General features: G+C 34.3%; 14 protein-coding genes. 4 read left to right on the top strand and 10 right to left on the bottom strand.

Annotation, left to right across the window (positions count from 1 at the left end; translation table 11 throughout):
- Positions 1–101 precede the first annotated feature (101 nt).
- Positions 102–1,133 (top strand): DUF3078 domain-containing protein, encoded by a 1,032-nt coding sequence (locus DK508_RS17495; RefSeq protein WP_235016431.1) that lies wholly within the window; start codon positions 102–104, stop codon positions 1,131–1,133.
- Positions 1,134–1,135: 2 nt separating this feature from the next.
- Here the strand turns inward: DK508_RS17495 and hflX are convergent, their stop codons facing one another.
- Entirely contained in the window at positions 1,136–2,344 is a 1,209-nt protein-coding gene (hflX, locus tag DK508_RS17490; protein WP_109302077.1) for a GTPase HflX, read from the bottom strand.
- Positions 2,345–2,467: 123 nt separating this feature from the next.
- Between hflX and DK508_RS17485 the strand changes: the two genes are divergently transcribed.
- A complete protein-coding gene (locus DK508_RS17485; RefSeq protein WP_109302076.1) occupies positions 2,468–3,436 on the top strand; it encodes an endonuclease/exonuclease/phosphatase family protein in 969 nt (322 codons plus the stop codon).
- A gap of 72 nt (positions 3,437–3,508) precedes the next feature.
- Here the strand turns inward: DK508_RS17485 and DK508_RS17480 are convergent, their stop codons facing one another.
- Positions 3,509–4,267, bottom strand: coding sequence for a hypothetical protein (locus DK508_RS17480; protein WP_109302075.1), 759 nt, complete (start codon positions 4,265–4,267; stop codon positions 3,509–3,511).
- A gap of 142 nt (positions 4,268–4,409) precedes the next feature.
- Complete coding sequence (locus DK508_RS17475) at positions 4,410–4,607, bottom strand: hypothetical protein (protein WP_109302074.1); 198 nt, start codon at positions 4,605–4,607, stop codon at positions 4,410–4,412.
- A gap of 261 nt (positions 4,608–4,868) precedes the next feature.
- On the opposite strand from DK508_RS17475, the gene DK508_RS17470 reads away from it, so the two are divergent.
- Together DK508_RS17470 and DK508_RS17465 are read left to right on the top strand one after the other, a co-directional pair.
- Positions 4,869–5,351, top strand: coding sequence for a hypothetical protein (locus tag DK508_RS17470; protein WP_109302073.1), 483 nt, complete (start codon positions 4,869–4,871; stop codon positions 5,349–5,351).
- Between the two features lie 337 nt (positions 5,352–5,688).
- Complete coding sequence (locus tag DK508_RS17465) at positions 5,689–10,302, top strand: T9SS type A sorting domain-containing protein (RefSeq protein ID WP_200831882.1); 4,614 nt, start codon at positions 5,689–5,691, stop codon at positions 10,300–10,302.
- Positions 10,303–10,365: 63 nt separating this feature from the next.
- Here DK508_RS17465 and DK508_RS17460 read toward each other — a convergent pair whose 3' ends face one another.
- The 7 genes from DK508_RS17460 to DK508_RS17430 form a co-directional block, all read right to left on the bottom strand.
- Positions 10,366–10,803 carry a hypothetical protein gene (locus DK508_RS17460; RefSeq protein WP_109302071.1) on the bottom strand — a complete coding sequence of 146 codons (438 nt, stop codon included), beginning with the start codon at positions 10,801–10,803 and terminating at the stop codon, positions 10,366–10,368.
- A gap of 9 nt (positions 10,804–10,812) precedes the next feature.
- Entirely contained in the window at positions 10,813–11,187 is a 375-nt protein-coding gene (locus DK508_RS17455) for a hypothetical protein (protein ID WP_109302070.1), read from the bottom strand.
- Between the two features lie 121 nt (positions 11,188–11,308).
- The gene (locus DK508_RS17450; RefSeq protein ID WP_109302069.1) at positions 11,309–12,931 is read right to left on the bottom strand and encodes a S41 family peptidase; all 1,623 of its coding nucleotides are present in this window, start codon (positions 12,929–12,931) and stop codon (positions 11,309–11,311) included.
- A 45-nt stretch (positions 12,932–12,976) separates the two neighbouring features.
- Entirely contained in the window at positions 12,977–13,354 is a 378-nt protein-coding gene (gene rnpA / locus DK508_RS17445) for a ribonuclease P protein component (RefSeq protein ID WP_109302068.1), read from the bottom strand.
- A 101-nt stretch (positions 13,355–13,455) separates the two neighbouring features.
- On the bottom strand, positions 13,456–15,285 hold the full coding sequence (locus DK508_RS17440; RefSeq protein WP_109302752.1) for a M1 family metallopeptidase: 1,830 nt from the start codon (positions 15,283–15,285) through the stop codon (positions 13,456–13,458).
- A 16-nt stretch (positions 15,286–15,301) separates the two neighbouring features.
- Positions 15,302–16,978: a S8 family peptidase gene (locus DK508_RS17435; RefSeq protein ID WP_109302067.1), complete on the bottom strand. Its 1,677-nt coding sequence runs from the start codon at positions 16,976–16,978 to the stop codon at positions 15,302–15,304.
- A 14-nt stretch (positions 16,979–16,992) separates the two neighbouring features.
- Positions 16,993–17,853, bottom strand: a complete 861-nt coding sequence (locus DK508_RS17430) for an MBL fold metallo-hydrolase (protein WP_109302066.1) — start codon at positions 17,851–17,853, stop codon at positions 16,993–16,995.
- Between the last annotated feature and the right edge of the window lie 24 nt (positions 17,854–17,877).

Raw genomic sequence — 17,877 nt, 5'->3', positions numbered from 1 at the left:
TGTAATTAGATGTAATCTTATTCTATTGCTATTAATTTGACATTTGAAAAAGCTAAAAGCATCTTGTATCTTTGCACCTCTACCCTGCAATAAAATATCAAATGAAAAGTTTTTTACCGGCTCTTCTCTTATTATTTTCTATATCAAAGATAACAGGTCAGGAAAAAGGGGATAAAGTTGTCTACCTAGATTCTATACAGGTAAATCTCAAGCGTTCTTTGGATAGTATATTAAAAAATACTCCTAGCGCCTTAAACATAATGATCCTTAAAGAAAAACTAAAAGAGATCGCTCCCAAAAAACCAAAAGAAGAAGAACAGGTTGGCTGGAAAAACAAGGGTAAGTTTTCTTTGCTATTTAATCAATCTGCATTTAATTTTGATTGGCAAGGTGGGGGAACATCAAATGTTGCCGGTAACGCAGTGCTTAATTATGAGTTTAATTATAAAAAGAAAAGCCTAACGTGGGATAACAAAATTTTGGCCGACTATGGTTTAACCTTTTTGCGAGGTGAAGATTTTGCTCGTAAAACCAATGACCGTATAGAGTTTAATTCTAGATTGGGACAACGTATTGGCCAAGGCTTTTGGAACTACTCTCTTTTTGTGAATTTTAGATCTCAATTTGCCAAAGGGTATCGTTTTAGTAAAGACCCTGATACCGAAGAAACAATTCGTACCGAAGAAACTCATTTTTTCTCTCCCGCCTTTATACAAATCGGTCCAGGTTTATTATGGAAAAAAAGCGACAATTTAAATATAAATATTGCACCAGTAACCACTCGTATTATTTTTGTCGACGATCAGTTTACCAGTACCGAAGGCTATGTTGATGGTGATTATTTTGGCGTGGATGCAGGAAAAAGTTCTAGGTTTGAATTTGGTGGTTCTCTGGCGGCCTATGCCAAATTTAAATTATTGAAGAATGTCACCATGGAAAACTTACTTAATCTATACTCTAATTATATCGAAGATCCTGCAAATATTGATTTAGACTATACTTTAAACATTAATTTGGTGGTCAACAAATATATTACAGGCAACTTTGCTTTTCAGGCGATTTATGATGACAATGCCACAGGTGGTTTTCAAATAAGAGAAATCATTGGATTAGGACTTAATTATCAGTTTTAAGTTTACTCCTCTACAATTTCAGGATACAAAAAATTATTATATGGAAAACGGGTGACATGAATATCTCGTACCTCTTTATACACACGTTTTCTAAACTCATCTATATTTTCCTTGTTAATAGCAGATATGAATAATGCATTATCTCCTATTTTACTCATCCAAGTTTGTTTCCACTCTTCTAATGTATAATGTGCCTTAGTTTTCTCGGTTATTAAATCATCCGTCTCAATAGTTTCATGAGTATACGCATCAATTTTATTAAAAACCATGATCGTCGCTTTATTTGTACAATCGATCTCGCTCAAAATCTTGTTTACAGATTCGATATGGTCTTCAAATTGAGAATGAGAAATATCTACAACATGCAATAATAAATCAGCTTCTCTAACCTCATCAAGCGTACTTTTAAAACTCTCTACAAGCTGTGTAGGTAATTTTCTAATAAACCCTACCGTATCACTTAACAAAAATGGTAGATTACCAATAACCACTTTTCTTACGGTAGTATCTAGCGTAGCAAAAAGTTTGTTCTCGGCAAACACTTTACTTTTTGCAATAACATTCATCAACGTAGATTTACCAACATTTGTATACCCTACAAGTGCTATTCGAACCAGTTTGCCTCGATTACCTCTTTGGGTCGCCATTTGTTTATCAATAGTCAGCAATTTTTTCTTCAGTAAAGAAATACGGTCTCTAACAATACGGCGGTCAGTTTCTATTTCAGTTTCTCCAGGACCACGCATTCCTATCCCTCCTCGTTGACGTTCTAAGTGCGTCCATAATCCTGTTAGTCGCGGTAATAAATATTGATATTGCGCCAATTCTACCTGTGTACGAGCGTAACTGGTTTGTGCTCGTTGTGCAAAAATGTCGAGAATCAAATTTGTTCGATCAATGATCTTGGCTTTAAGAATTCGCTCAATATTTCGAAGTTGGGCAGGTGATAACTCATCATCAAAAACTACAGTGCCTATTTCATGTTGCTCTACATAAGCTCTTACATCCTCCATTTTACCGGTACCGATAAAAGTTTTAGAATTGGGCATATCCATTTTTTGGGTGAATCGTTTAACCACTTCTCCACCGGCAGTATAGGTAAGAAACTCTAATTCATCCAAAAACTCATTAAGCTTATCTTCGTCTTGGTTTTTGGTAATAATTCCTATTAATACCGTCTTTTCGTATGCTATTTCCTTCCTTTCTAACATTAACTTAGATTATCTTCTTCCTCTTAATTTATTATATTGTGCCTTTAATCGAATATACAAAAGTACAACAATTATATAGCCGCTACTTATATCCAAAAGGGTTTATTATAAAAATCAAATACTATGGCCAATAAAAATTATTATCGTAAAAAAGATACAGATCATTATACCGTAGCATTTTATAATCTCGAAAATTTGTTCGACACTACTGACGACCCCTATACATTGGATAACGATTTTTTGCCTGATTCTGAAAAATCATGGAATCTCAAAAAATATGAAAAGAAAATTTTTAAACTAGGCACCGTAATTTCTAATATTGGATTTTTAAAAACTAGAAAGGCTCCCATACTAGTGGGCGTAGCCGAAATAGAAAATAAAAAAGTGTTAGAGGATCTTGCTGGGTCTAAGCATTTAAAGCACAAAAATTATGGAATTGTGCACTATGATTCTCCTGATGAGAGAGGAATAGATGTAGGATTATTATATCAAAAACAATTTTTCGAAGTGTTGCACTCAGAGAGTATCCCTGTGCTAATAGATAGTCAAAGGGGCGACAGGGATTATACGCGTGATATTTTATGGGTAACGGGTATCTTAAATAATGAAGAAGTTCATATCCTTGTTAATCACTGGCCTTCGAGACGTGATGGAGCAGAACTCACATCGTATAAACGAGTGGCCGCAGCCGAAAAAAACCGTGAGATAATCTCACAAATTACTTCACAAAATGAAGATGCTAAAATCATTATTATGGGTGATTTTAACGATGACCCCTCTAGTGAAAGTATTAAAAACTTGGTTCGAAACGATCTATTTAATCCAATGGAAAAATTACTAACTCGCTATAATGGTAGTACAAGTTATAGAGGACAATGGAATTTATTTGATCAGATAATTTTTAGTCATAATTTTCATAAATACGAAAAAGGAAAACATAGTTTTTCTGATGCTTCAATCTTTGATGATGACTTTCTAAAAATTTATAAAGGCCGCTATAAAGGAACCCCTTTTAGAACCTATGTAGGAAGAAAGTATAAAGGTGGATATAGTGATCATTTTCCTGTATCTGTGCGGTTAAAGCTAAACTAAAACGAATGAAAAGGCAGAAAAACAATATTGTTTTTCTGCCTTTTAATGATAACTTATCTATTTGATAACGAATTAAAAATCGTATCTCCCTCCTTTGTTCGTAGTTTCATGGTCGCCAGTATGGAAACTATCCCAAAGATTACCTTCACTACTATCTAACCATAATTGAGGCCTTGAAGTCAAAACTGTATAATTCTCAGCATCCTCCTCAGTAGACCTTAGATTAATCTCTTTTACAAACCAACCATCTGTTCCTTTTAATCTAAGTAAAGCTGCATGAACCTCTATCCAATTAATATCATATGGTAGATTCAATCCTAGATAATAGTAATCCCAAGCACCTTCTTCTCTATCATTTCCTGGGTTGTCTAATTTCATATTATGTTTAACTATTTCTCCAGCATCGGTATTAAAAGCAACATCAAGCCTTACGGATCCATCGGTACCACAATGATTAGAGCCAGTATCTTGATATTTACCTGTTATAGTAATCACTCTGTAATACCATGGTTTAGTGGGACCAGAAAAAACTGGTCCTTTATTTTCATTATTATTTTTACTATGATATTTTGCAATAGCTTCATCAAATTTGATAGAAGCTTCCTCTTTACTCACATCGGCTCCAAAACTCATATGAATTATTGGGTGTGTTGCTTTGGATGGATCTTCTACTGTAAAGGTAGTATTACTATTCCCTGTTGTGCTCATAAAACCCTCCAGATCTATAGCTTCAACAATTTGCGCGTCTGATTCTGATTCCTCACAAGATATCATGCCTAAAAAACATAATATCAATACTGTTAGTTTTTTAAAATCACTTCGTTTTTTCATTTTTTTAGTTTAAAAGATGTATGAATTATTGGATAAATGTAACTCTTGGTCCACCGTTTCATATTGCAGAATTGATGGATCATCTTTTTAAACTAACAGAAAACAGTTTTCGATTGATATAAAAGAAATCAACCCATATATATTACTCTGTATTTATTGCTTTTTCCTGTGACTCATTTTTAATTAAATATGCTTCAAATTTCTTTGCATCTTCCTCAAAACTCTCTATGTCATTAGTGTTTATAAACTCATCTTCTCCATTGGGTTGCTCACATGATGCAATAAGAAATAAAAGTAGCATCACCAATACAAACCTTTTTACTATTACCCTATTTTCCATCCTTTCTCTTCTTATTTATTGTTATACACTCTATTATAATTTTAAAATCATCTTGCTTATTAAAAAGCAGTACAATACAAATATATCTGTTTGAAAAACAGATTATTATATGGTAAAACCTTCTTTTTTTAAGGATTTAAACTCTACTTAAACGGGTAAAAAACCCTAAAAAAGTCCAGATTGTTTGAAATTCAAACTATTCGGACTTCTTCGCTCTCATGTCCGTATACATTAGCATCATAAACCAAATAATATTACAATATGAAAACACAAAAAATCAAACACCTAGTATTTTTACTTTTTGGATTATTAATAGTATCCTGTAGTAAATCAGATCTTGCCGAATCGGATGAGACGTTGGCATTAGAACAAAAAGATGTTGTTGAGCTTGTAGAAACAATAGATAACAAAGATTTTATTGTTATTGGATTGGCTCCAGGAATTTATGGTAATGCTAATATAGAAGCATATGATAGTGAAACCTATAGTTATATCTTGACTCAGGCAGAACAAAATGCTGTTCCGAGTGCTTTAAGGAGATTTAAAGTACGCTTTCAAGTATGGTCTGGCGGTTCTTGGAAACACAAAAAAACCTATACCAATCAACCAAGTACTGTTACTGCAAAATTTCCAAAGTTCGGAAATAATAATAGTGCCTTGTGGAGAATTGGATTCCAAATGTATAACAAAAACACTGGTGCTAATTATAGTCAAAAGTGGAAGGCAGTTATCGTTAACAATTAAAAAAGTATAGTTTTAAGAGTGGGGCAACTTGATCAAAATATAGCATGATCAGGTTGCCCTTTGTTATACATTTATTTTAAATTATACTATATTTTTCTATTCTATAAAAGAAGTAAAAACCCTGTACTATATAGATGTATACACCCTTTTTTTGAATATTCTTATTGTGCACATTGTATCAATTATAAACTATCCGTTTTTTTAAACCACTGATACATAAAGAACTCTAGATAAAATTGTTAATTTGTTAATATTTTTTTAACATAATAGGGATGATTGAATCGTTCTAATGCCATACCTTGCATTACGCAAAAATTCACACAAATAATTAATTGTCATGAAATTAAAATTACTTTTAATTCCATTTGTCATGTCGTGCATCATAGGGACTCACAATGGAATTTCACAAAATGTATTTATTAACGAACTGCATTATGATAATGCAAGTACCGATGTCGATGAAGCTGTCGAAATCGCAGGAACTGCAGGAACAGATCTAAATGGCTGGACCCTTGCTTTATATAATGGATCTAATGGTACCGTTTACAACACAATTGCTCTTACAGGAGTTATTGCAGATCAACAAAATGGTTTTGGAACTGTAGTAGAAGTACTTCCTGCAAATGGATTACAAAACGGAGCTTCTGATGGTGTTGCCCTAGTAGATCCAACAGATACAGTCATTCAGTTTTTAAGTTATGAAGGTGCACTTACTGCAACCAACGGACCTGCATCAGGATCAACCAGTACAGATATTGGTGTTTCAGAATCTAGCAGTACTGCTGTTGGAGCTTCTTTACAGTTATCTGGAGCAGGTACTACCCCAGCAGATTTTGTTTGGGAAGTAACCACAACGAATACATATGGCGCTGTAAATACAAATCAAGTATTTGGTACGCCGGTAATAATACCAATAATTAATGAGTTCGTATTTAACCACACAGGATCTGATACTGATGAGTTTGTAGAGATAAAAGCAGCTCCGGATACCGATCTGAGTGAGTATTGGTTAATTGAAATCGATGGAGACAGTAATGCTCTGGGTACAGTTGACGAAGTAATACAATTAGGAACCACTGATGTAAACGGGTATTTCTCTACTGCTTTTGGTAGCAATGTATTTGAAAATGGTACTGTAGCTTTACTTTTGGTTAAAAATTTTACAGGAACATTAGGCCAAGACTTAGATACAGATGATGATGGTGTTTTTGAAACTACTCCATGGGAAGAACTAATTGATGATATAGGTGTTAATGATGGCGGAGCATCAGACCTTAACTATGCTACTGTTACCTTATTACAATCTTTTGATGGAATATCATTTACTATAGGCGGAGCCTCCAGATTTCCTAACGGAGAGGACACAGATGCGATAACCGACTGGACAAGAAATGATTTTGACGGAAGTGGTTTACCTAGCTTTCCTGCTGCAATAGCAGAGCCAGGAGAAGCTGTAAATACTCCTAATAGAGAAAATGTAGTTATTGAAGATACTGGTGGAGAAGATGCGGTTATTGTAATCAACGAAATCGATGCTGATACAGAAGGATCAGATGTATTAGAGTTTGTAGAATTATATGATGGTGGTTTAGGAAACCAAGCATTAGATGGTTATATATTAGTGTTTTATAATGGATCTAATGATCAAAGCTATGCCACATATGATCTTGCTGGGTTTACTACAAATGCAAATGGATATTTTGTAGCTGGAAATGCTGACGTACCTAATGTGTCTATTACTTTTTCTGGTAATGGTTTGCAAAATGGTGCAGATGCTGTAGGACTATATAAAACAGATGCTGCCAGTTTTCCTAATGGTACAGCCGTTACAACAGACAACCTAATTGATGCTATTGTTTATGATACAAACGATAGTGATGATGCTGAATTATTAGTATTGTTAAATAATGGAGAACCACAGGTAAATGAGGCTGATCAAGGAGACAAGGATGCTCATTCATTACAGCGTTTCCCTAACGGGTCTGGGGGGTTAAGAAATACCTCTACATATACTCAAGCTATACCAACTCCGGGATCATCTAATACCAATGCTACAGAGATTGTTGATCTTATCATTAACGAATTAGATGCCGACACTCAAGGATCAGATGCATTAGAATTTGTAGAATTATATGATGGTGGTACAGGAAACACACCTCTTGATGGTTATGTGATAGTAAATTACAATGGAAATAATAACGCTAGTTATAATGCTTTTGATCTTGATGGATTTTCTACAAATGCTGAAGGATATTTTGTTATTGGTAATGCTAGTGTAGCAAATGTAGATCTTGTAGTGCCTGGAAACTCTTTCCAAAATGGTGCAGATGCTGTGGTATTATATTTTGGTGATGCTACTAGTTTTCCTAACGGAACAGCAGTCGTAACCGAAAATATAATCGATGCGATTGTTTACGATACTAATGATAATGATGATGCAGAATTATTAGTGCTATTAAACGCAAATCAACCTCAACTAAACGAAGATGCCAACGGAAGCAAAGATGCTGAATCTTTACAGAGAGCTCCCAACGGACAAGGTGGTCCTCGTAATACAAGTTCGTATGTTGCTAAAACTCCAACTCCGGGTGCTAGTAATGATGGTGTAATTGTTACACCAGGAGAACCGATTAGTATTGCCGAAGCTAGGGCTATAGCAGAAGGAACTCCTGTTACTATTGCTGGAGTATTAACTGTAACAGATAGCTTTGGTGGCCCTGCATTTATTCAAGATGCGACTGGAGGTATTGCTGTATTTGATGATTTAGTTCAAGCAGACGCTACAGTAAAAGTTGGTGACTCTATCACATTAACAGGGCTAAGAGCTGTATTTAATGATCAGATACAAATTAGTGGTGTCGTCGAGGTAATCAATAATGGTCTTCCTCAAAACCCTATTACTCCTTTGGATATTACATTGGCAGAACTAGCAGATCACCCAGGAGAGCTAGTGCGTGTACTTAATACAACTTTTCCTAATCCAGGAGATTTGTTATTTGGAAACTCTAATTTTACGCTTACTGATGCAAGCGGAACTGGGGAGTTAAGAATAGATAATGATGTTGAATCTGTGGTAGGAAAAGTACAACCTGTTACTTGCCCGGAAATAACTGGTGTTATTGGACGATTTAGAGAATTTTTCCAACTATTGCCTAGACAGGATACCGACATTCCGTGTGCTGTAGAATTTATTCCTCCAGGAGATACTGTTGGTTTCCCTAAAGAAGATACTTTCGATGTTGTTGCATGGAATATAGAATGGTTTGGAGACGAGAACAATTCTCCTGTAGGTCAAAACCCTATGTCCGATGCTATTCAACGAGATAGTACTGCTACAGTACTTCAGAGACTAAATGCAGATATAATTGCAGTAGAAGAAATTGCCGATGATGCTTTATTTGCAGAATTGGTAGCTCAATTACCGGGATATGATTATATATTATCTGATGCTACTTCTAATCCAGGAGGCACTCCTCCTTTTCAAAAGGTTGGTTTTATTTATAATACCGAAACCGTTTCTGTAGTGAATACAAGAGCTATGTTTACCTCTATTCATCCATTATATAATGGTGGTGATGATTCTGCTATTTTGGATTACCCTAATACAACATCACGCTTCTATGCAAGTGGAAGACTTCCTTTCTTAATGACTGCAGACGTTACTATAAATGATGTTACTGAGCGTATTGATTTAATAGCTCTACATGCGAGAGCAAATAGTGGTAATGATGCTCAAGGTCGTTATGACATGCGTAAATATGATGTTGAGGTATTAAAAGATTCTTTAGATGCTAATTTCGCTAATAATAAAGTAATCTTATTAGGAGATTACAATGATGATGTTGATGTTACTGTAGCAGATATTCCTTCTACTATTTCAAGTTTTCAAGAATATGTTGATGATGTAGATAATTATACTATTGTTTCTTCGGCATTAAGTGAAGCTGGATTACGTTCTTTTGTATCTAGAGAAAATATGATCGATCATATTGCTATAACGAATGAATTAGATGAGGCATATATCGAAAATTCGGTGACTGTTCATTATGAAGTATATGATTCAGATTATGCATTTACAACTTCGGATCACTTCCCGGTTTCTGCAAGGTTTTTATTAGAGCCTGAGTTTGTAGAAAATGAATGTGCTGGAGGGTCTGTGGTTTCTTTTGATCAAGGAAGAAGAAAAAACGGAAGAAGAGTATCAAGGTATAGAAGTAATCCTTATCGCGCGTTAGGAAATCCAAGAGAAAGAAGATTTTTCAACTTTGTAAGCTTAGGTTTTGGTGGTGCCATCACGGTTGAATTAAATAATGAGATTTTTGATAATAAAGATGCCAATGAATTTGCAGTATTTGAATCTACTGGGTTCTTTGATAATATCCCTTGTCAATACTATCCAGAATCAGCAGAGATATTCGCTTCTCAGGATGGAATAGAGTTCGTTTCTCTAGGAACTACCTGTCAAGATGGTGAATTTGACCTTGCAGCTGGTAATTTACGCTCTGCCAAATATATTAGAGTGGTAGATACTAGTGATAGAAGTATTTTTCCATGGTTTGCAGATGGATATGATCTAGATGCAATTGTTTGTTTAGAAAATGGTAAAAGTATCATCGGTAAACAAAATGTGATCCTGGCAGAAAATCCAACTGCTTTAGAAAGTGAATTACTTAATGAAGAGTTTGCTTTTGAAGAAATACAAATGTCTGTAAGCCCTAACCCTGTTCAGGACAAATTATTTGTAGATTTTAGTGCATTCTTAGAAAGTGATGTTGATGTATCTATTACCGATGTAACGGGTAAAACAATATACACTCAAACGTTAAGATTAAACATTGGAGAATCAAAATTATCTGTAGACATGAATCGTTACTCTAAAGGGTTCTATGTGGTTCGTGTATCAGATACCAAAGGTGGTTTAGCCATTACCAAAAAAGTAATTAAGCAATAAGTCTAAGTTATTATAATTTTATAGAAGGGTCTAATAATATTAGGCCCTTTTTTATAGAATTAATTAACTCTTGTTTTCATCAAGTTCTTGTGCCCATAGATAATATCCAGAGACACCTCCTAGAACCAAAAGTATAGCATGCATATACTGAGGAATAGGAATATCCACATATTTTCCTAAAAGAAAAATACCAACCGAAAATACAAGCAAAATGGCAATCCCTAATAGCTCAGGAACTGTGTTACTTCCTTTGGGTCGACAAACAAATAGGTGAGCCCCAAGAATACCCCAGATCCAGGTAATCACGAATAACTTATTTTTTGCATTACTATGAATGGTTTCGCTAACTGTGGTTTCATTACTTATAAAAAGATAGATGTCAAGAATAATTAAAAACGAAATCACAACGACAACAACAATTTGAGTATAACGCGCAGCTTTTGATTCTAAAATTTTACAAATTCTATCTGTAATATTTCTATTGAGTTGATTAAAATCCATACGTATTATTTAATTTAAAGACCAGAAAAAATGCCCTATAGTTATTCCCAAAACAAGTAACACAATTTGCCCTTTTGGCCGAATTCTTTGTTTAAAATACATTCCTGAAATAAAAAGTAAAACAGCTATAAAAAGTACTATTACCAAACTCCATGCTGTATTAGTAACAATAGAGTTTTTAGCACCTAGAAAAAAGTGACCTGCCAAAACTCCCCATAAGTAGGTGATGAAAAAGAATCTGTCATTTACCCAGTTTTTAAGAATATTACTTATTGTATCCCCATCTGTATCGTTAACGTATAGATATATATCAAAAATCACGATGATACCTATGATTGCCAAGAGTATTTTTTCAATAACTTCTACAGTTTGCATCACATCCATAATCTAAGTTGTTTATTTTGTGCATCTTAAAGATAGGATATATCTCACAAAAAATCCAAAAAAGAAAGCGAGCATATTAAAAAATATACTCGCTTCTGAGTCAATAAAAATTAAATTAGCCTTAATTCAATATATCTTCGTATTTACTTTTATTATTTAAGATTTCTTTGCTTTTTGTTACTTCAGGGTTATGAGTTACATAATAATTATACAACCCCTCTCTGTAAAAATATCTTTTGATGATCTCATCAGTAAGTAAGTTGACGATTTCTTTCTTATGCGTATCCAATCCTTTTTGTTTTGAAACATTTATAGCGGATAATAGTGCATCATAGTTTGCTGCAATATCTTTATCAAGCTTTTCTCTTTTTGCAATCTGCAACGATTTCTCAAAAGATTTTTCAGTTTCAGTTTCAAATTTAAAATCACTTTCTTTTACAAACTTTTTAAAATCTTCATAGTCCTTATCTGTAAATTTAAAATCCTTTGCGTTTTCTAGTTTATGACTATAAAAGTATTTAGTTCCATAACTAAAAATTGCATCCGACCTTAGTAGTGCTGTAGTAATTTTACTGAATTTTGATGTTTCTAATTCGATGTCTGGCTGTATTCCTCCTCCATCATATACCGTTCTACCATTTTTTGTTTTAAAGGCTTTAAAATCCTTTTCATCTATACGAACTGCTCTATTATTTTGATCCCGGTTCCAGTAATCTAATGCCTGAATACATCTTCCGCTTGGTGTGTAATATCTAGAAATAGTTATTTTTAATTGCGTACCATAGGTGAGTTTTTTGGGTCTTTGTACCAAGCCTTTTCCAAAACTCCTTGCTCCAATCACTACTCCTCTATCCATATCCTGAATACCCCCTGCCACAATCTCACTAGCAGATGCGCTTCGGCCATTTACTAAAACGACTAGTGGGATTTCTGTATCTATAGGTGTCTTTTTGGTCGAATATTCTTTATTATATTTTTTCACTACTGATTTTGTAGTGGTAATTAATTCTCCTTTTGGAACAAAAATATTAGTAACATTAATAGCTTCACTTAACAAGCCTCCAGGGTTTCCTCTTAAGTCCAAAATGATTTTATCTGCTCCTTGTGCCTTCAAGTCTTTTAATGCATCTATAGTCTCGCTAGAGGCTTTATTATTAAACTTAGATAAAACTATATAACCTGTATTATCATCTAGTAAAGAATAATATGGGACTGCATCTACCTCAATTTCTTCTCTTGTTAACACTGTAGTATTAGTTTTGCCTTGTCTTTGATACACTATATCAACTTTGGTCCCACTAGCCCCTTTAAGTAGTTCTCCTGCATCATCCTTAAAATCTGCTACCTTGACATCACCTATCTGAATAATTTCATCTCCTGCTTTAAGCCCTGCTTTATCGGCAGGATAATCCTTATAAGGTTCCATAATAATGATTTTATCATTAATGGTTTTTACCGAAGCCCCAATACCCGTATATTCTCCTGCATTACGTATTTTGGAAGCTTCTACATCCTGTTCGTTCCAATATTTTGTATATGGATCAAGATCATCCAACATTGCTTTAATAGCAGTATCCATTAACTCTGCGGGATTAGTTTCGTCTACATAGTTTAAATTTAACTCTTTAAACATCGTAGTAAAAATTTCAATCTGCTTTGCTATTTCAAAAAAATCAGATTTAAAACTTACTGTTGATATTAATATAACAACAGCTAATGCAGGGTAGATGATTCTCTTTTTCATGAATATATATTTAATATTGCAGGTATCAAATAGTGCAAAGACACATTATTTTAATCCTATTTCTTGGTCAACAAATTTTTGTAATATTCCTTTTATTTTTGCTTCAATTAAAGCATATTCTGCCATTTCTTTGCCAGAATATAAAAACATAAAAGTGAATTGATGAGTAGTGTTGGGTACAATATACTTATTTTTTCGATAACTTTCACGCATTAACCGTTTTATACGGTTGCGATCTACTGCTTTTTTAAAATAGCGTTTACTTACCGATACCCCTGTCTTAATTGCAATATCCTCTTCGCGTTTAGTTTTTGTATATACCAGTCTTATCGGATATTTGGAAATAGTTTTTCCTTCAGAAAACAGTAACTCTATTTCCTTTTTACTCTTAAGCCTTTCGTTTAAATTAAAAGTAGCCTTCATGGGTCTTAAATGTAATGATAAGATTATATGGTAACTGAAAAAAATCCAGCTTTAAATTCTTCTAAAGCTGGACTAGATGTATGTTCAAAATAGGTTAATTATTACTGAGAAAAACTATTATTGTTTGGATTAGCATCTGCTAATGTTCTTGTAATATCTATTTTTATTGATTTGATATCTGCTTTCGGTTTAGAAATCTTTATGTCATATGTAGGGTGTGTCCAAGGCCAATCTGATAGTACTGTTCTTTGCATGGCAGGAATAGGGTTTTCTTTTTCGCCTCTCATCATTCTGATTGGCATATAAAAGGACTCTATTGTTCCATCATTATATTCTACATATAGATCAACTGGCATTGGCATTTGCCCAACACGTTCTAAAGTAATTGTTGTTTCATTATTGTTTTCTACCACTTCTTTAACGCCATAATCAATAATATTAGTGGTTTGTGTCCAATCTGTTAAATACCAATCTAATTGAATACCTGATATTTTTTCAGCAATTCTTTTAATATCATTTGGAGTAGGGTGTTTAAATTTCCACTCATTATAATATCTTTTTATTGTTTTGGCCAGATTATCCTCTCCAATAATATATCCTAATTGAGACAGAAAAACCGCTCCTTTAGCATAAGCTGAAGCTCCGTATGCAGAATTATGACCATAACGATCTGCCTGTGTGGTTTGAGGTTGTTCTATTCCCGAATTTGCCAATTGCATATATCCTTGATACATTCCTTTTAACGAATTTGGATTATTTTGCTTCATTACCTCGTTCATTGCCAATGTAGAAATATAACTTGTAAACCCTTCGTCCATCCATTCGTGTTTAGCTTCATTGGTAGCTAAAATATGTTGAAACCACGCATGAGCCATCTCATGAGCAGTTACTCCTACCAAACTACCAAACTTTCTTTCTCCAGTAATCAAGGTACACATAGCATACTCCATACCTCCATCTCCACCTTGAATGATAGAGTATTGATCATATGGATATTTTCCGATTTTGTCACTGAAGTACTGCATTAACTCCACAGATTTTGGTTGTAGATCTTTCCAGTTATCCAGAATCTCTTTTTTATTTTTATATAAAAAATGTAAAACAGGCCCGTTTGGTACTTGTACCTTATCATGAACATATTCTGGATCTGCAGCCCATGTAAAATCATGTACGTTTGGCGCTTTAAAATGCCATGACAATTTTTTACCTTTTGCTTTTACCTTTGTTCCAGGTGTTTCATAACCATGACCTATTTCATCTGGGTTTTGAAGATATCCAGATCCTCCTAACACATATGTTTTATCAATATGTATAGTAACATCAAAATCTCCCCATACCCCATGAAATTCTCTAGCAATATAAGGATCTGCATGCCAACCTTCGAAGTCATACTCGGCTATTTTAGGATACCATTGCGTCATAGATAGGGCAACACCTTCTTTGTTATTACGACCAGATCGTCTTATTTGTTTAGGCACTTGTCCTTGAAATTTCATAGAAAAAGTAACTTTTTCTCCAGGTACTATAGCTTTACCTAGTGTAACCTCTAATACAGTACCTTCAACATTATATTTGACCGCACTCCCATTTTGTTCTAAAGATGAAACCTTAATATAACCTATCTCACTAGGTGTTAGTTTACTAATTCTATCTTGAACTCTTGGATCAGGATCAGGAATATTGCGGGAACGCACATCCATCTCACTTCCCGGTTGAAAAGCATTAAAATAAAGGTGGTAAAACACCCTGTTTAATGTATCGGGTGAGTTATTAGTGTAGATTAGTTCTTGAGATCCATCATATTGAAAATTTTCAACATTCATATCCACCGACATTGTGTAATCTACCTTTTGCTGCCAATAAGAAGTATTATTTTGGGCTATTAAGCCTAAGGTCACAAAGGAAAAAACTAAAACAATTTTCTTGTGCATCATCATAGTAAAAATATTATTTAGACATTTTATCTGCCAGTATAAGCGCATTATATAAATTTACCATCTTTCCCGATTTTGATATATCAGAAAAAGATGCTGTATCGGCAGCCTCGCCACCTAAAACCACCGATGTTTTGGTGTTTAACCCACTATCCATAAGAATGCTCTTTACCTGAGCGGCTTTTAGACCTGGGTAATATGATCGTATCAATGCTGCTACTCCGGCAACTGCAGGCGCAGCCATTGATGTTCCTTGTAAGTATTCGTATTCATTATTTGGTGTTGTAGACCATATTTTAACTCCAGGAGCAAACGCATCTACATTGCTTTTCCCATAATTAGAGAAATCTGCGACCAAATTAGTACCATATTGATAATTTAAAGCCCCAATGGTTATAAAATTATTCGCTACTTCTGCAGTATTACCTTTTTGATCATTTGGATATACAGCCTTTTGATCTAGATCTATTCCTTCATTTCCGGCTGCATTCACAATCAACACGTCTTTTGATGCAGCATATTTAATAGCATCCCAAACCCATTCTGGATGAGTACTATAGTATTTACCAAAACTAGTATTGATAACTTTAGCTCCATTGTCTACCGCATATCGTATAGCAAGTGCAATATCTTTGTCGTATTCATCTCCATCGGGAACTGCTCGAATCGACATGATCTGTACATTTTTGGCTATACCATTCATTCCTTTTCCATTATTTCGCTCTGCAGCGATAATTCCAGCTACATGTGTTCCGTGTTTTATTCCTTTCTTTTTGGGATCGGGACCCATTACTTTATTGTTTCCATATTTATTATCGTTAAGATCATCAACATCATCTCCAACTACAGTTCTACCTTCAAAATCAAGGTTTAAATTAAAGTTTAGTTGATTTGTAAAATGCTCTACACCTTCGTTAAGGTTTTTTATAAAATCAGGAATGGTGTCTCCTGGATCCAAAAACCCAAACATTTGAGAAAGAAACGCTACATGCTGCTGCATGTCTGGAGTTTTAGCTTCAACTTTTAAAAGCTCCTCATTCGTGTAGTCTTCTTTTCCAATAGCATCACTAATAGCTTTATGAGAAATTTTAGACTGCTGTAATATCTGCTCGTAACGAATTTTGTTGTCTGAAGCTTCTTGATACTCTTTTTCAAACTCTGCTTTAGCCTCTATATATTGCTGGTACTCTTCTTTTTCCTCGGATGCAACCGAAGCTAAGTTTTTACCCGCGTATTTTGGTTTAAGTTTTTTGATAATTCTTACGTACTCTAAGTTTTCGTCATTAGAGTCTCCTAAAAAATTCCATCCATAGATATCATCTACATATCCATTATTATCATCATCTTTTCCGTTTCCTTTAATTTCTTTAGTATTTACCCAAAGTACTCCATCTAGGTCTTCGTGCTCAATATCAACACCGCTATCTATAACACCAACAATAACTGTTTGACCTTTTCTTGCTTTAATAAGTTCATTATACGCCTTATTAACACTCATACCTGGTATAGTATCAGTAACAAGATCAAAAGAGTTCCAGTTTTTTAATTGGGTATCGGTTAATGTAGCATGTTTTAAAGGAGTAGAATCAATATTCTCTATAGGGGTAGATACTATTACCGGAGCACCGCAACTTCCCAACATCATAGACAAACTCAAGCCAACAAGAATCTTATTCGAGGATAATTTCATTTTATCTTTTAGTTTTAATTAAATACTTCATTACATGTGTAAACATCTTTAAGGCGTACACCTTTTTCGGTATGTTTCACAGTTATTATTTCATTATGCGCATCATGCTCTAGAAACAAATACCATCCATGGGTAGCTGCATTTTCTAGAAACAATTTCTTTTCATCTATCGTTAACAATGGTCTTGTATCGTATCCCATTACATAAGGTAAAGGAATGTGACCAGCTGTAGGCAATAAATCTGCCATAAAAACTATAGTTTTTTCTTTGTGTACTATATGCGGAATCATTTGTTTTTCTGTATGACCATTTGCAAATAGCAGGCCAAAACCTAATTCTGACTCTTTTTGAAATGCTTTATCGGTTCTGGTCACAAAGTTTAATTGTCCGCTTTCTTGAATTGGTAAAATGTTTTCCTTCAAAAAAGAAGCCTTTTCTCTTGCGTTGGGTTGCACGGCCCATTGCCAATGTTCTTCATTGCTCCAAATCTTCGCGCTTTTAAACGCCAATTCATATCCGGTTCTGTCATTGTTCCATTGCACCACTCCCCCGCAATGATCAAAATGCAAATGGGTAATAAATACATCTGTTATGTCATCTCTATGAAAACCTTTCTCTTTTAAAGACTTATCCAAATTATCATCGCCCCAAAGGGAATAATAACCAAAGAATTTCTCGGACTGCTTATTTCCCATACCCGAATCAATAAGAATTAATCTATCACCATCTTCAATGAGCAAACATCTGGCCGCTATATCGATAAGGTTATTTTGATCTGCCGGGTTTGTTTTATTCCACAACGCTTTAGGAACGACTCCAAACATGGCGCCTCCATCGAGTTTAAAATTTCCCGCTTTTATGGGGTATAAGTTCATAATCTTTATAAAATCTTTGCAAAA

The sequence above is a fragment of the Aquimarina sp. AU474 genome, assembly GCF_900312815.1.
Lineage (GTDB): Bacteria > Bacteroidota > Bacteroidia > Flavobacteriales > Flavobacteriaceae > Aquimarina.
Note: the sequence above shows the minus strand (reverse complement) of the source record. Positions and strands in the feature narration are given on the sequence as shown.

Excerpts from the sequence above, each read along its gene's own strand:
- DK508_RS17465 (WP_200831882.1), top strand. The coding sequence starts at position 5,689 with ATGAAATTAAAATTACTTTTAATTCCATTTGTCATGTCGTGCATCATA.
- DK508_RS17460 (WP_109302071.1), bottom strand. The coding sequence starts at position 10,803 with ATGGATTTTAATCAACTCAATAGAAATATTACAGATAGAATTTGTAAA.
- DK508_RS17475 (WP_109302074.1), bottom strand. The coding sequence starts at position 4,607 with ATGGAAAATAGGGTAATAGTAAAAAGGTTTGTATTGGTGATGCTACTT.
- DK508_RS17450 (WP_109302069.1), bottom strand. The coding sequence starts at position 12,931 with ATGAAAAAGAGAATCATCTACCCTGCATTAGCTGTTGTTATATTAATA.
- DK508_RS17435 (WP_109302067.1), bottom strand. The coding sequence starts at position 16,978 with ATGAAATTATCCTCGAATAAGATTCTTGTTGGCTTGAGTTTGTCTATG.
- DK508_RS17455 (WP_109302070.1), bottom strand. The coding sequence starts at position 11,187 with ATGGATGTGATGCAAACTGTAGAAGTTATTGAAAAAATACTCTTGGCA.
- DK508_RS17430 (WP_109302066.1), bottom strand. The coding sequence starts at position 17,853 with ATGAACTTATACCCCATAAAAGCGGGAAATTTTAAACTCGATGGAGGC.
- DK508_RS17440 (WP_109302752.1), bottom strand. The coding sequence starts at position 15,285 with ATGCACAAGAAAATTGTTTTAGTTTTTTCCTTTGTGACCTTAGGCTTA.
- DK508_RS17480 (WP_109302075.1), bottom strand. The coding sequence starts at position 4,267 with ATGAAAAAACGAAGTGATTTTAAAAAACTAACAGTATTGATATTATGT.
- DK508_RS17485 (WP_109302076.1), top strand. The coding sequence starts at position 2,468 with ATGGCCAATAAAAATTATTATCGTAAAAAAGATACAGATCATTATACC.
- hflX (WP_109302077.1), bottom strand. The coding sequence starts at position 2,344 with ATGTTAGAAAGGAAGGAAATAGCATACGAAAAGACGGTATTAATAGGA.
- rnpA (WP_109302068.1), bottom strand. The coding sequence starts at position 13,354 with ATGAAGGCTACTTTTAATTTAAACGAAAGGCTTAAGAGTAAAAAGGAA.
- DK508_RS17470 (WP_109302073.1), top strand. The coding sequence starts at position 4,869 with ATGAAAACACAAAAAATCAAACACCTAGTATTTTTACTTTTTGGATTA.
- DK508_RS17495 (WP_235016431.1), top strand. The coding sequence starts at position 102 with ATGAAAAGTTTTTTACCGGCTCTTCTCTTATTATTTTCTATATCAAAG.